This is a genomic window from Propionibacterium sp. oral taxon 192 str. F0372, from assembly GCF_000413315.1.
Classification (GTDB): domain Bacteria; phylum Actinomycetota; class Actinomycetes; order Propionibacteriales; family Propionibacteriaceae; genus Brooklawnia.
In genome coordinates this window covers 1,678,472-1,692,931 of the sequence record NZ_KE340297.1, presented here as the reverse complement: position 1 = coordinate 1,692,931, position 14,460 = coordinate 1,678,472, and the positions used below count along the sequence as shown (strand labels likewise).

Below are 14,460 nucleotides of genomic sequence, written 5' to 3'. Positions count from 1 at the left end.
GTTGTCATTCCTTCCTGCTGACGAGTAGATGATTGGCGTCAGTCAATGGGTGAGCGACCTGCACAGCAGACACACCGAAGGCTCCAGCCATCAGTTCGGTCGTAATGACCTCGACCGGAGGTCCAAAGGCCAGCAGCCGGTGATCGTGCAGGACTGCGACGAGATCGAAATGCCGCAGCACCAGATCGAGGTCGTGGATGACTGCGATCACTGTCGCATCAAACTCAGACAGTGCATCAAGCACCCGGATCGTCCAGGCAATGTCCAGATGGTTAGTGGGTTCGTCCAACATGAGGACCGGGCATCGTTGGGCCAGGCCACGCGCGATCATCGCCCTGCGCCGTTCTCCGCCAGAGAGCCGATCACACGACACATCGAGTCTGTCCGCCATACCCACCACTTCCAGGGCGAATGTGACGATGTCCTTCTCCCGTCCGGCGTCGACGGCCCACGGCGGACGGTGCGGGAGCCTGCCCAAGGAGACCATCTCGGCCAAGGTGAGATCGGCCGGCGGCCCCTCCTCCTGGCTGACGAAGGAGATCGTCTTGGCTCGTTGACGATGCTTCATGCGGGCGATGTCCTCACCGCCAACCAGTACCGTCCCACTGGTGGGTGGGTTGATCGCGGCCATGGCGCGCAACAGCGTCGACTTGCCCGCTCCATTGGTGCCGACGATTGCCGCCTTGCATCCAGCCGGTACCTCGAAGCTGACCCCGGACACGACCATGTGGGAGCCGATCGAGGCAGTGACATCCCGCAAACGCACATCGGGGACGTGTCCATTCATGAGTCGCGGCCTCCGAAGGCATAAGACCTACGGCCCATGAGGAACAGGAACATGGGAGCGCCGATGACCCCGGTGACCACGCCCAAGGGGATCTCCTGGGGCGCCACCACGACACGGGCGATGATGTCCACGAGCACCATAAACAGCGCTCCCCCCACCGCCGAGACAGGCAGCACGTTTCGGTGCAGGGCACCGACAACCATCCGGGCTGCGTGGGGAACGATCAGCCCAACGAAGCCAATACCGCCACTCACCGCGACAAGAGCACCGACCAGAACACCCATGGCCACGAACAAACCGTTGCGCGTTGCGATCACTGGAACCCCTAGCGCGGTGGCAGTCGCCGGTCCGGCAGCCATGGCATCCAGCCACCCGCTGAACACCATCATCAAGATCCCCACCACGACCAGCACCACCACCGGGAAGATCAACTTAACCCACGTGGCCCCGGCCACCGATCCAAGGCTCCAGAACATCACCGAGGTCGCTGCCCGGTTGTCGTCGGAGAGAAAGACCATCAGCGCAGAAATCGCGTTGAACGCGGCACTCATCACGACCCCGGAAAGCACCAGTCGCAGGGGCGTCAAGCCACCTTGGGCCTGCGCCACCAGGTAGACAGCAACTGCGGCACCCAGGGCACCGATCAGCGCGCCCACCGATAGGGCCCACACGCCGAAGGCGGAGAATGTGCCGATCACAATCACCGAAGTCGCCCCCACCGATGCCCCCGCAGACAGACCCAGCAGGTATGGATCAGCCAAGGGATTGCGGACCAAAGTCTGCATGCCTGCTCCGGCCAGGGACAGGCCTGCCCCGGCGATCGCCGCCAACAGACTCCGCGGGATGCGCAACTCCCAGATGATGGTGTCGTAGCCGGAGCCGAGGGGATGCCCGGTGAATCTGCCGTGCAATACCTCCAGCACCTCTTCCAAGGAAATCGATTCCGACCCGAAGACAAGAGACACCACCAACGCCGCCACAAGCATGAGCGCGAGCGCCCCGGTCAACAACACGGTGGAGGGGCGCTTCCGCACACCGTGGCCGTTCATTGCTGCCGACGCCCCGATGCCCGGCTGCCGGACAAATCGCGCGATGGAACACCAGAAGAGAACTTGGCCATGGGCAACATCCTCATTTCGGGCCCTGTGCGCGGGGCCTTCCAACGAAACGACGAATTGACAGGTCTTCGGGCTTGGTTCGTCCGGTCCCGACCCTTCCCGGTACACACCAGTGGTTGTGTCGGAATCGTCCCCATCACCGCTGCGCGTCAGCTCCGGATTCTCACCGGATTCCCACGCATCCGTGTCTGGATACGGTCAATTCGCCCGTTAATGTACCCTATTACCCGATCCAATCACTCGGAGCGTGCTTCGTGTTGCCAACTAACGCTGCATTTGTTGCCATCAGACCTTGTCCGCAAGCTCCTGATCGCGACCTCGCGGGGTACGCCGTTACCCTATTGCCATGCCGGATCAACCACACCGCGGGATCGTCTCCTATGTGAGGAGAAGTTCGCGCATGAACCGATCCCAGGCCAGTGGGATGCGGCGATTAGCCGAGCGTTATTTCATCCAGCTACCAACCGGCGACCTGCGAACCTCGCTGGCTAAGGATGCCACCGTCGACTGGGACAAAGAGTTCTTCCGCACCGAATCGCCTGACGATGAGCACTCACTGATGGTGGAGATCGGTTCAGGCACCGGCGAGGCCCTGCTCGCCCGGGCACAGGCCAATCCGATGGCGCGTCTGATCGCTTTTGAGGTCTATGAGGCCGCAGTCGCATCGACCCTCTTGAAACTGGAGGCAGCAAATATCGGCAATGTGCGCATCCTCATGGTCGATGGCGTGCAGGGGTTACGTCAGCTGTTCTCACCAGGCAGTATCGACGAGATCTGCGTCTACTTCCCCGACCCCTGGCACAAGAAGCGCCACCACAAGCGTCGCCTGATCAACCCAGAATTCGCGGCGCTGGTCGCATCCCGGCTCGCTCCCGGCGGGGTATGGCGGATGGCCACCGATTGGCCCGACTATGCCAACCAGATGCTGAAAGTGGCGAGCAATACCCCCGGACTGGGCAATGAGCACCCGGACTGGGCGCCACGTCCGCCCTCCCGGCCCCTGACCCGTTTCGAGAAACGCGGAATCACCGCGGGGCGCCCGGTACGCGACCTCACCTTCCAGAGGATCCCATGACCAAGCGCTGGCGGATCGATCTGGCCTACGACGGCACCGGCTTCCATGGCTGGGCCACACAACCCGGGCTGCGCACCGTGCAGGGAGAATTGGAAACTTGGATCGCCCGAATATCGCGTTCCCCCGAGCCGGTGGCGCTCACCGTCGCAGGGCGCACCGATGCCGGGGTTCACGCCCGCGGGCAGGTGGCCCACGTCGATCTGCCCGATGATCATGACGGTGAACACCTAGCATGCGCCTTGATCAAGGCACTGCCACCAGACATCGTTATCTCGGGTTTTGCACCGGCCGCAGCGGGTTTCGATGCCCGTTTCTCTGCACTGTGGCGACGTTATGCCTACCGGCTGTGGGATGACCTCTCACGTCCCGATCCCCTGCTACGCCACTTAGTGACCAAGGTCTCGGGCGAGTTGGACCTGGATGCAATGAACCAAGGGGCCGCCACTTTGCTCGGGTTACGCGATTTCGCCCCCTTCGCCAAATATCGCGAGGGCGCCACGACTATCCGCGATCTCAAGACCTTCCATTTAAAACGCCTCGACGACGAATGCGGCACCATCATGGTGACGGTGAGCGCAGATGCCTTCTGTCACTCGATGGTGCGTTCCCTGGTGGGGGCGATCACCGCGGTCGGCAGCGGGCGTCGCGATCTGGACTGGCTGGCTCGCACCGCGGTGATGAGCACCCGCTGTGGAGAGATTCATGTGATGCCCGCCAAGGGCCTGTGTCTGGAGGAGGTCGGCTACCCCGGCGACGATGGACTCGCCGAGCGGGCGGCAGCCTCACGGGTCCGGCGTCTTCGCAGTGAATTGGAGCAACGATGAGCCATTACTTCACCACCTCCAGCGACGATGGGACCCGCCATGAGGTGCGGGCCACCATTTGGGGGGTCGATCATCACTTCACTTCAGCCCCTGGGGTGTTCTCAGCTCACCGGCTCGACCTAGGCACCCTCGTTCTGTTCAAGCAGACCCACCCACCCACCGGCAACCTGGCACGGCTTCTCGACCTGGGGTGCGGCTTCGGACCGATCGCCGTCGCCTTGGCCACTCACTGCCCCACCGCCCATGTGGATGCCGTCGATGTGAACCTCCTAGCCTTGCAACTGACCACGGAGAATGCCCAACGTGCCGGGGTCGGCGACCGGGTGCATGCACTGGAACCCGCTCAGGTGGCTCCCGAGATCCGCTACGACGAAATCTGGTCGAATCCCCCGATCAGGATCGGCAAACAGGCCCTCCATGACCTACTCACGACCTGGTTGCCCCGCCTCACCGATGACGGCATTGCCCGTCTAGTGGTGGGCAGGAACCTGGGCGCTGATTCGCTCACCAAGTGGCTCGTGGGGCAAGGCTGGCAGGCCATCAAGGTCGCGTCGGCCAAGGGATTCCGGGTTCTGGAAGTTAGTCGCGGCTGACGCTTCGGCATCAGTGAACCGTCAGCTGGCGGGCAATCACCCATTGGGGCTCTTTTCACCGTGGGAATAATCGGATCAACAGTGTTGTTCGACTCAATGCCCATCCGACCAGAAGGAGCATCCAGATGGCCATCTACACCCTGCCCGAACTCGACTACGATTACGGTGCTCTCGAGCCGCACATCTCCGGTGAAATCATGCAGCTCCACCACGACAAGCACCACGCGGCCTACGTCGCCGGCGCCAACACCGCCCTCGAGAAACTTGCCGAGGCCCGGGAGAAGGGCGACTTCGGTGCGATCTCCAAGCTGGAGAAGGACCTGGCCTTCAACCTCGGCGGCCACACCAACCACTCCGTCTTCTGGAAGAATCTCGCACCCAACGCCCCCGAGCGCCCGCAGGGCGAACTCGCTGCGGCCATCGACGAGTTCTTTGGCTCCTTCGACGCCTTCAGGGCCCAGTTCTCCGAGGCCGCCAAGTCCATCCAGGGCTCTGGCTGGGGCGCACTGGTCTACGATCCGCTCGGCCAGCGGCTGAACACCCTCGCCTTCTACGATCAGCAGGGCAACATACCGGTCGGCCAGGTGCCGCTGCTGCTGCTTGACATGTGGGAGCACGCCTTCTACCTGCAGTACAAGAACGTCAAGGCTGACTACGTGACCGCCTTCTGGAACATCATCAACTGGACAGATGTCGCAGAGCGCTTCGCCGCTGCCCGCTGAGACGATGCCGTATCGATTGCCCCCGCCATGATTGGCGGGGGCAATCCACTTCAATCGGAGCGACAAGGCATTTTAATACGTTTCTCAATTTCTTCTTGGAAGATTCTCAGATTTCGCATAGACTTTTTACCACTGGCCAAAGCGGCCGTCAGGGGAACCCGACCACGGAGAAGCATGAAGAAGTCGACAGCACTGGTGGCAGCGGGCATCACAGCTGCCACCTCCATCGGCCTCGGAGGGGCAGCATCCGCCTTCGACAAGTCCGTACTGCTCACCGTCGATGGCCAGAGCACCCAGGTGAATTTCTGGGGAACCACGGTCGCCGACGCCGTCAAGTCGCAGAACATCGAACTCGGCGACCACGACGAGCTCTATCCGTCATCGAATACGCAGGTTTCGGACGGCGACACCATTGAGGTGCGTTACGCCCGTCAACTGAAGATCACCATCGACGGCGTCGAATCGAGAACCTGGACCACAGCAACCACCCTCGACGAAGCACTCAAAGAAGTCGGTCTGCACGATATTGACGCCCGGCTATCTGTTGACCGCTCCACCCCGCTGGGCCGCGAAGGCCTCACCTTCGACGCCACCTTACCTAAGGGCGTCCGGGTCACCGTCGACGGTCAAAACCTCACCTCCACCTCCTCGGCGAAAACAGTTGCCAACGTGCTCGCCGAATCCGGGATCACCGTGAACCCGTCCGACCGGGTCACTCCAGCCTTGGACTCCGAGGTAACCAATGGCGTGACGATCACCGTCCAACGCGTGTCGGTCGTCGAACAGACAGTTGACGAGGTCATCCCGCACGAGGTGAAGAAGACCGAGGATGCAAACCTGACAAAGGGCATTGAGAAAGTCACCGCCTCGGGCACCGATGGTGCACGAACCGTCACATGGCAAATCACCTACGTCGACGGGGTCGAGGAATCCCGCACTGCCCTGGCCGAGAATGTCACTGCCCAGCCGGTCACCGAGGAAGTGACCGTAGGCATCAAGGAACCCTCTGCATCCGGATCGAAGAAGGACTGGATGGAGGCCGCAGGCATCGCCCAGTCCGACTGGGATGCCGTCGACAAGCTGATCACCCGCGAATCCACGTGGAATCCCAATGCAGTCAACGCATCCTCCGGAGCGTGCGGACTCGTTCAGGCACTTCCCTGCTCCAAGCTCGGCCCGAACTGGAACGATCCCATCGTCGCACTCAAGTGGGGAGACAATTACGTGAAGACCGTCTACGGTGGGTGGCAGCAGGCGCTTGCGCACTCCAACGCCACCGGTTGGTACTGACATCCCGATCCCTGCCTGAACCCACCCGAAAGGTTCGACACATGAAGAAGTCACTTGTTGCAGCCATCGCCGGAGGCGTGGCCGCCACATCGCTCGGCCTCGGGGCCGTCGCATCCGCAGTCAACAAGGATGTCACCCTCACCGTCGACGGAGTTTCTTCCGAGGTGGATGTCTGGGGCTCCACGGTCTCCGATGTCCTGGCATCTCAGAAGGTCGAGCTCGGTGCTCGCGACGAGGTCTCACCCCACGCCGATGAAAAGATCGACGACGGCGATGTCATTGAGGTGCGCTACGCCCGGCTGGTGAAGGTGACCCTGGACGGCGAGGAGAAGTCGTTCTGGACCACCAGGACCAGCCTCGACGAAGCCCTCAACGAGTTCGGGCTCCGGGCCGATGCCGCGAAGCTCTCCGTCGATCGCTCCATGAAACTGGGACGTGAGGGACTATCGTTGACCGCGACGACCAACAAGGATGTCACCGTGACCGTCGACGGGCAGACCATCACCCCGAAGTCCACTGCCGACACGGTGGGTGCCCTGCTCGCCGAGTTGAATATCACCCTCGGCGAATTTGACCGGGTGAACCCGGCAGCGGACACCCCGATCACCGCTGGTCTGGCAATCAGCGTGCAGCGGGTGGCCAAGACTCAGACCACCGAGAGCCAAGTGATGGACTATCAAGTCATTGAGACCAAAGATGACACCAAGCCCGCAGGCACGAAGGAGGTCACCACTCCTGGTGTCGAGGGTGAGAAGAAAGTCACCTTAGAGATCGTGACCGTCGACGGGGTCGAGGAATCACGCACCGTGATCTCCGAGGAGGTTATCAAGGCTCCGGTCGACAAGAAGGTCACCGTCGGCACCAAGCAGGCTGCTGCCAACTCCGGTGGCGGCAATTCCTCGGGTGGCGGCAACAGTGGCGGCAACACCGGTGCCCCGGCTCCGGCCGTCGGCGACGGCTCGGTGTGGGATGCCATCGCCCAGTGCGAGTCGGGCGGCAACTGGGCCATCAACACCGGCAACGGCTTCTATGGTGGTCTCCAGTTCACCACGCAGACTTGGCTCGGTTTCGGTGGCGGCGCCTATGCGCCGTCTGCTCACCTGGCCACCCGCGAGCAGCAGATCGCCATCGCCACCAAGGTACAGGCCGCCCAGGGTTGGGGTGCCTGGCCCGCATGCACCTCGCGTCTTGGTCTTCGCTAGGAGATATAATCCCTCATCACCCAACAGGGGTGGCACCACAGTGGTGCCACCCCTGTTGCATTGCCAATATCGTGCGCCCTCAATAGGTCACGGTCGCATGGATGTCGAGCATCCGCTCCACGCTCGCCGACCAAGGATACTGCTCGGCGCGGCTCCGGGCCGCGTGCCGCAGGCTGCGGCTGCGCCTGGCGATGAGGTTTTCCACGGCATCGGCAATGGAAATTGCATCTGGGCTCCCCCACCCTGCGCAGCTCTCATCGACGAGTTCCCGGGCCCCTCCACGGTCGGCGGTGATGACGGGAGTCCCGCAGGCGAGTGCTTCGAGCAGCGCCAGCCCGAAGGTTTCGGTGGGGCACACCGACAGCGAAATGTCGCTTGCGGCGAGCCTGCGCGCCACCTCCGCACGATCTGCGATCAGCCCATGAAACTTGACGGGTGCATCGCCAGCCAGCTTGCGTAGGGAGTCAATGTCCGGACCGGTTCCGTACATGTTCAATTGGAAGCCGACTCCTCTTCGGTGCAATTCGACCGCAGAGGCCACCGCCAATTGCGGGTATTTCTCGTGGGACATGCGCCCGACGTGGACGAGCTGCACCGGGCCGATGCCGGGAGGATGCCCCTTCGAGGGATGGAAATTGTCCAGATCCACGCCGAGTGGCACCAAGTGGGGGTGGGCACCGATCCGCTCGAACTCCACCCCTGAGTACCGGGAGGTCACCACGACGATATCGAAGCGATCGGCCAGTCGCCGGTTCCAGGCACGCACCGCGGAACGCACCACTGCACCGTGCCCAACCCAATCGGTGGCCATCTCCTCAAGCCGCTCGTGGCTGAGCAATACCGTTCCAACCCTGTGCTGGGCAGCCCAGGTCGACAGCCGAGTGAGCGACCATTTGTCGGAACACTCGATGGAAGTGGGCCCGAAGGATTCCAAGGCAGCACGAGCGGCCTTGAGATCAAGGATCATCCGGTACGAAGAGGAGATCTTCGGCGCCCCCACCTCAACGATCGTCCCGGCATCGGTAACGGTGGTCCGATCGGTCTCGCCGGGGATGAGCAGCAGCCGCTCAGCACCCGCGGCGGCATACCCCCGGCCTAGTTGATCAATGGCGACCTTCATCCCCCCCGAGGTCGGTGAGACAAAATTGGCCACTTGAGCGATGCGCAGCGCCGGCATTTGTCCTCCTGGTGATCGGCTGTCGAGGCTGGCTGTTCGTGTCCGGAAGGAATCAGTGCTCCCGCGAAGGATCAGTGCACCCTCTGAACCCTAGGATAACGCGCATGATTTCCGAGCCTGATTTCCGCACGATCGTCCAAGAACTTGCTGGTCTGACTAGGGAATGGACCATCCGAGCGCAGGAGATGCAGGAGGCTCTCACCTCTAACGGTGGCATTCACGAGTGCCCCGAGTTCACACTGCGCATGACCGGTACCTCCCAAATCGCTGAACTCAAGTTCACCACCAAGGCTCAGCGTCTCAGTGCAGCGGTTCTACGGAGCAAGGTTCTCAAGGCCCACGCAGAACTGATCGCCAGCGCAAACGCTGCTATGTCCCAACAGGTCGCCACGATTATGGAAGCTCCTGGGATCGCACAGGGCATCCGGTCATCGTTGCCGACCGAGGTTACGGACCTGGCCACAGTCGAGGAGACACCCGAGTCGTCCAGAACCGTCTCCTCCCCGACCCGGCAGCCACCCACGGTAGCCGATCTGGAAGCTGACGATGTCCTCGAGTGGATCGAGCAAACACTGGGTGACACCGCTGAACTCGACGTGGACGAGTTGTTCGCCGATGTCCCGGAGTGGGACCCGTCTCGTCCACTTGATCCCGACAACACCCAGCACGAATTCGAGAAAGAGATCGCTCAAGCCGTCGAACAAGGAACACAGCTGGCCGCGAACTTGGACAGGATCGTCGCCGAGGCCACGTCTCGGACGGTGGACATGGTTGTCAACGGAGCGGGCCGACTTGTGGACATCAATTTTCACCAACCCTTCAACTCCCTCAGCATCGATATTCTCAACCATGATGCCGAAGTCGTCCATGCGCAAGCCTGCGAGGAAGCGTCACGGCTAGCCATCGAGCGGCTGACTGAGTCCGATCCAGAGGCTGATGATCCGACAGTCTCCTTATTTTCCACAGTCACAGAAAACGCTCAGAAAGCGCTCGACACTGAATAACCAGATACAAAAGAGAGGTTCAACAACAAATGAACGATATACAAGTCGATGTTTCACAGCTACGTTGTCACAATTCGAGCTTGGGTGCTCGAGCAAATGAGATGAATTTGATTGCAGATGCCATGTCTATAAAGAGCGTTGGGTCTTTCTCTATGTACGGACTCCTGGTTGGTTCAGTCACCTATCCGATCCTCAAATTGGTGGGGAATAGCGGCGTGTCATCCATCAAGGGTCTGGGCGAACTCGCCAACGCCACTGCTTACAACTTGGACGCGACTGCCACCGACTACGAAACCACAGAAACCGACAATGCGGCGATAGCCCAGCAGATACGCAGCATGCTCGACGCGAAATGAGAAGACGAGATGACCAACAACGAGGATCAAAAACCGAACACACTCTCGAACCCCTCCCTCGGTGGAACGGAGTTCAAGATTCCCATCTACAAGGACTTGGTCTCCATCACCAAGGAGTTCACTAACGGAAAATTTAACGCAACCGATGTCGCTTCCATTGCGAATCTGCACATGGGACTGCTGGGCACCCTTCTCGATCCTTTGGGTACCCTCATCGGCTCCGCTCTCGATTATCTCAAAGATTGGCTTCTGGCACACTGCAAACCTTTGGCCGACGTTGTTAACTCATTGCTGGGCGACCCGAAACAGATCACCGAGGCGGCGAAATCCTGGTCCGAAGCTGCACAGAACGTCGCAAATTCTGCTAACAGTTTCATTGACTCATTGGGTGAAGTCAGTTCTTGGGAATCCCCAGCCGCTGAGGCCTATCGGCAATCGGTGCGGCAAATTCACAGCGCATACGAGGCAGCTAGCGTCTCTTCCTCTTCGGTCGCTCAGGCAATAACCCTCGTGGGAGGCTTGGTGAGCGTCACAAGAGAAACCTTGTGGGCCATTCTCAAGACCTTCTTGAGCGAGGTGGTCAAAGCAGGCATCATTGCCCTGGCCTCCGCGATACCGACTGCTGGCGCATCCATCGGCGGCTTCTGCGCGTGGTTCGGAGGCAGAATGGCCGTCATTTGCGGGAAGTTCACAAAGATCATTTCCAAGCTACTCACCAAGGTGAGCTTCGTTATGCGCAAACTAGGAATGAGCGGTAAATCGTTCATGCGTGCAGCCCAACAGCTTAAGCAACTATCATCACGCATGGGGCAAACCGCATCAAAGGCCTTCGCCAAATCAGGCCAGGGCTTCAAGGCGCCAAAACTAAAATTTGACTCAACAGGAGACTTGTCAGGCTGGAGCGAATTCAAGAAAACTTACACCAAAGCTGAACGCTATGGCACAGCTGCCGGCGACACCGCCGTAGACATGTACAAAGCAGGTGAGGCGCCGAGGACGATTAAGGACCTCCCCGAGGGATACTGACTCATGGCCTCAAAGCGCTCCCCCAGAATCGCTCTCACCCCGCAGCAGCAGCGGGCGGTCGGCATCGTGAGTGTGCTGATTGTCATAATGCTGGTGCTGGGCGTGGTGATTTTGGCATGGGCGAGCGACTGGGCTGGGATGTACGCGCATCCGGAGATCAACTCCCGGGGCAGTGCACAGATCATCAGTTGCCATTCGAGCCCGGCGCACCTCAGCGTTTGCGATGCCATGGTGACCTCTTGGCAGGACGACTCCCACGAGGAAAAGGAATCCATCGTCGTGATCGCCTACGGTCACCCGGTGGGTCCCGTCGAAGTGGTTTCCCGAGAGCGCACCATCTCCACCTACCTTGGAGATAACAGGCCCTATTTTTACAATGAAGAAGTCATCACACCAGCCGATCAGTGGGTGATGCCGAATTGGATGCGCCCGATCTGGGTGATCGGCAATGTGGCGGTCTGGTTCTTGGCTGTACTAGCCATGGCGAAGCTGGTATACCGGCTGGTGCCGGGTGCCTCAACGCGACGGGAGCATCCCATCCGCGAGCCAAAGCCAAGGGTGCGAGCCACAGCCCGAGGTAGTGCCTCAGCACCGCAAGAGCGTCCCACACGCAAGACCTCCTGAGCGCACGGCTATCGCATGGGCATGGGCCCCGGATGCGGAGGCTCCAGATTCCTCCGCATCCGGGGCCATAACTTTTGGATGGCAACTGTCATCGCAGTGTCGTCCACGAGGTGATCATGGCCCTCTCCTGCCCCTAGGATGGCGCTCATGGCACCAGCCCCTGACTTCCGAAGCATCGTCGAGGACCTCACATCACTGGCCGCCCAATGGCAGCGCACTCATGAAGAGGTGAACTCTTTCTTGGCGACAGCCGGCGGAGTTATCACCTGCGAGGAGTTCGCCATGCGCACCACCCCGAGTGCACAGATCGCTGAACTCGTCTTCACCCCCAGGGCCCAGGCGATCACCGGCGCTCAACTACGCGAGTTGGTGCTCACCAGTTATGCGAACCTGCTGACCAGTGCCAATGCAGGTCTAGCCGACAGGATGGCATCAATGCTCGGCATCCCCGACCTAATGACCGGTATCCGATCGACCGCACCCGAGGACATCGCTGAACGGGCGACTATCCCTGCACCTGAACCAGAGCAGACCACCGAGCCAACCCCTGAGCCCGAGACTAGTCCGGGCGAGGCTCCCCGGCTCAGCCTGGCCGAGGTAGAAGAATGGGTGGAAGCGAATGTCGACCCGGACCAGGATCTGGACGTCGACACCTTCCTCTACGAGGATCTCCGCTGGGATCCAAACGCCCAGACCGACCCGACACTGGCCGACAAGCGTCTGAAGAAGCAGGCCGCAACGATGTCGGAGCGCTCAACGGAACTGGCAAGAAATTTGGAGCAGATTCGCGCCGAATCCAGCTCCACCAAGTTGATCATCACGGTCAACGGGGGCGGACGACTGATCGATGTCGAGTTCCGCCCCGCATTCTCGGTGGTCAGCGCCGACGAGCTGACCGAGGACTTCCGCCGGGTTTATGCGGATGCCTGTGAACAGGCATCCGCCCAGGCCCTGCAAGTCTTCGACGAAGGAGATACCCAGGGCGAGGACCCCACCCGCTCGCTGTTCAACCACGTGCATGAAGACGCACTCCGTATCACGGCTTCCCCTGAGCCGGACGACGACTAGGAAACCACATGAACCAGGACATAGAGATCGCCTACGAACAGTTGCGTGGGCAAGTAAATGAACTGCGTACCCGCGCGGACGAGGTGAACTCCGTCGCCACTGATATGGCCGCTGTGGGCGCAGGAAAGTTCAAGATGTACGGCGTGCTCGTCGGAGCGCTGGCCTACCCCATGCTCTCTTCGGCTGCCGATCAGGGTGAGCAGGCTCTGCGTAGCCTCGCGGACATGGCGACCGCGATGAGCGACAACCTCACCAACAGTGCCAACGAGTATGAGGCCATCGAAGAGAACAACGCGCAGATCTCGGAGCAGATCAGCAAGATCTTGGGCGAGATGTGAGGAGAAGAAGACAATGAGCGAAAGCACCCTGACCGCCGCATTTGACACCAAAGACTCGAACAATTCCTCCCTCGATCGCCTATCGGCGATCGCCGACATCTTCGCCAAGGGCGACCTCAACGGTTCCTCGCTGTCCTCGCTGTGCAATCTCGACATGAGTGCTCTCGGAAACGGCTCCAACCCCCTCGATGCCGTCATGGGGGCCGCTCTCGACTACCTGATGGATCTCATCCTCAAGGGTTGCAAGCCACTGGCCGACGTGGTGGACTCCCTGCTGGGCAGCCCCGAGGAGATTAAGGGAGTGGCCCAGAAATGGACTCAGACCGCCAACCAGGTGGCTTCCTCCGCGAATGCCTTCGTGGATTCCCTGCCTCAGGTCCGGGCATGGCAGAGCAACGCGGCCGAGACCTATCGCACCTCGGTGCGCCGGACTCACGAGCTGTACAAGGCCGCCGCGGCCTCTGCGGCCAGCGTCGCCCAGTGGGTCACCGCAGTCGGAGGCTTGGTCTCCACGGTTCGTCAGACCCTATGGTCGTGGCTTCGTGAGTTCTTGATGCAGGTTATCCAGTCCGCTCTGTCGGCACTGGCCGCCGCGGTTCCCACCTATGGCGGATCGATCACCTCTTTCATCTCGTGGTTCACCGGCAAGCTCTCGGCCATGTGCTCGAAGTTCGCATCCACCATCTCCAAGCTGATGTCGAAGGTTGGCACCTTGGTTCAGAAGCTCGGGGTCAGTGCCAAATCCTTCACCAAGGCCATCCAGTTGCTGCGCCAGGTCTCCGAGATTATGGGCGCTGTCAAATCGTCCACCGGCCGTGAAAGCAGTGGGTCCGGCAACTTCACGCAGAGCCGCATCAACGATGGCCGCACCGCGCACAGCACTACCCACAATGGCACCATCCGCTCCGGTGGCGGCTATGGCGGCACAGTGGGGGTGGGCAGCAGCGGCGTGGGACACGGTAGCGGCGGTACCACGGCCTCTGGCAGTAATTCCGGTTACAGCAATGTGCAACACGGCAGCACCGGTTCCGTCTCGTCCGCAAGTAGTGCCCCGCAGTCTGGCTCATCGGCCTCGACGACCCTCGGTCACCTCACGGATGGACTGAAGCAGACCCTTGATGAGGTGAAGAAGGCGGGTCAGGTTCCGGACATCAAGGATCTGCCCACGGGATACTGACAGCATGCAGTCCATACATGATGACGCGTCCGGTTTGGCCGGGCGCGTCATCATGTATGGAGATCACCTACGAAAGGGG

At 60.9% G+C, this 14,460-nt stretch carries 16 protein-coding genes and 1 riboswitch; of the genes, 13 read left to right on the top strand and 3 right to left on the bottom strand.

The window, feature by feature from the left end; genetic code table 11:
• Positions 1-4: 4 nt before the first annotated feature.
• Positions 5-787, bottom strand: coding sequence for an ABC transporter ATP-binding protein (locus HMPREF1531_RS07960; RefSeq protein ID WP_016669430.1), 783 nt, complete (start codon positions 785-787; stop codon positions 5-7).
• Positions 784-1,836, bottom strand: a complete 1,053-nt coding sequence (locus HMPREF1531_RS07955) for a FecCD family ABC transporter permease (protein WP_016669429.1) — start codon at positions 1,834-1,836, stop codon at positions 784-786. Before HMPREF1531_RS07955 ends, HMPREF1531_RS07960 begins: the two co-directional genes overlap by 4 nt.
• A gap of 111 nt (positions 1,837-1,947) precedes the next feature.
• A riboswitch (cobalamin riboswitch) is annotated at positions 1,948-2,123 on the bottom strand.
• 182 nt (positions 2,124-2,305) lie between these two features.
• Between HMPREF1531_RS07955 and trmB the strand changes: the two genes are divergently transcribed.
• The 6 genes from trmB to HMPREF1531_RS07925 all read left to right on the top strand — a co-directional run bounded on the left by trmB (position 2,306) and on the right by HMPREF1531_RS07925 (position 7,611).
• Positions 2,306-2,980: a tRNA (guanosine(46)-N7)-methyltransferase TrmB gene (gene trmB, locus HMPREF1531_RS07950; protein WP_016669428.1), complete on the top strand. Its 675-nt coding sequence runs from the start codon at positions 2,306-2,308 to the stop codon at positions 2,978-2,980.
• Positions 2,977-3,804, top strand: coding sequence for a tRNA pseudouridine(38-40) synthase TruA (gene truA / locus HMPREF1531_RS07945; RefSeq protein WP_016669427.1), 828 nt, complete (start codon positions 2,977-2,979; stop codon positions 3,802-3,804). Before trmB ends, truA begins: the two co-directional genes overlap by 4 nt.
• Positions 3,801-4,397 carry a class I SAM-dependent methyltransferase gene (locus HMPREF1531_RS07940; protein ID WP_016669426.1) on the top strand — a complete coding sequence of 199 codons (597 nt, stop codon included), beginning with the start codon at positions 3,801-3,803 and terminating at the stop codon, positions 4,395-4,397. The genes truA and HMPREF1531_RS07940 overlap by 4 nt, the downstream gene beginning before the upstream one ends.
• 125 nt (positions 4,398-4,522) lie before the next feature.
• Entirely contained in the window at positions 4,523-5,119 is a 597-nt protein-coding gene (locus HMPREF1531_RS07935; RefSeq protein WP_016669425.1) for a superoxide dismutase, read from the top strand.
• A 174-nt stretch (positions 5,120-5,293) separates the two neighbouring features.
• On the top strand, positions 5,294-6,409 hold the full coding sequence (locus tag HMPREF1531_RS07930; RefSeq protein WP_016669424.1) for a ubiquitin-like domain-containing protein: 1,116 nt from the start codon (positions 5,294-5,296) through the stop codon (positions 6,407-6,409).
• A 41-nt stretch (positions 6,410-6,450) separates the two neighbouring features.
• Entirely contained in the window at positions 6,451-7,611 is a 1,161-nt protein-coding gene (locus tag HMPREF1531_RS07925; RefSeq protein WP_016669423.1) for a resuscitation-promoting factor, read from the top strand.
• A gap of 79 nt (positions 7,612-7,690) precedes the next feature.
• Here HMPREF1531_RS07925 and HMPREF1531_RS07920 read toward each other — a convergent pair whose 3' ends face one another.
• The gene (locus tag HMPREF1531_RS07920; protein ID WP_016669422.1) at positions 7,691-8,788 is read right to left on the bottom strand and encodes a glycosyltransferase; all 1,098 of its coding nucleotides are present in this window, start codon (positions 8,786-8,788) and stop codon (positions 7,691-7,693) included.
• A 104-nt stretch (positions 8,789-8,892) separates the two neighbouring features.
• Here HMPREF1531_RS07920 and HMPREF1531_RS07915 point away from each other — a divergent pair, with 104 nt between their 5' ends.
• The 7 genes from HMPREF1531_RS07915 (at position 8,893) to HMPREF1531_RS07885 (ending at position 14,381) form a co-directional block, all read left to right on the top strand.
• Positions 8,893-9,792: a hypothetical protein gene (locus HMPREF1531_RS07915; protein WP_016669421.1), complete on the top strand. Its 900-nt coding sequence runs from the start codon at positions 8,893-8,895 to the stop codon at positions 9,790-9,792.
• A 122-nt stretch (positions 9,793-9,914) separates the two neighbouring features.
• A complete protein-coding gene (locus tag HMPREF1531_RS13930) occupies positions 9,915-10,148 on the top strand; it encodes a hypothetical protein (RefSeq protein ID WP_198011018.1) in 234 nt (77 codons plus the stop codon).
• 9 nt (positions 10,149-10,157) lie between these two features.
• On the top strand, positions 10,158-11,174 hold the full coding sequence (locus HMPREF1531_RS07905) for a WXG100 family type VII secretion target (protein WP_016669419.1): 1,017 nt from the start codon (positions 10,158-10,160) through the stop codon (positions 11,172-11,174).
• A 3-nt stretch (positions 11,175-11,177) separates the two neighbouring features.
• Positions 11,178-11,798: a hypothetical protein gene (locus HMPREF1531_RS07900; RefSeq protein ID WP_016669418.1), complete on the top strand. Its 621-nt coding sequence runs from the start codon at positions 11,178-11,180 to the stop codon at positions 11,796-11,798.
• Between the two features lie 147 nt (positions 11,799-11,945).
• On the top strand, positions 11,946-12,866 hold the full coding sequence (locus HMPREF1531_RS07895; protein ID WP_016669417.1) for a hypothetical protein: 921 nt from the start codon (positions 11,946-11,948) through the stop codon (positions 12,864-12,866).
• Between the two features lie 8 nt (positions 12,867-12,874).
• Positions 12,875-13,204: a type VII secretion target gene (locus HMPREF1531_RS07890; protein ID WP_016669416.1), complete on the top strand. Its 330-nt coding sequence runs from the start codon at positions 12,875-12,877 to the stop codon at positions 13,202-13,204.
• A gap of 13 nt (positions 13,205-13,217) precedes the next feature.
• Positions 13,218-14,381, top strand: a complete 1,164-nt coding sequence (locus HMPREF1531_RS07885) for a hypothetical protein (protein ID WP_016669415.1) — start codon at positions 13,218-13,220, stop codon at positions 14,379-14,381.
• Positions 14,382-14,460: the final 79 nt, after the last annotated feature.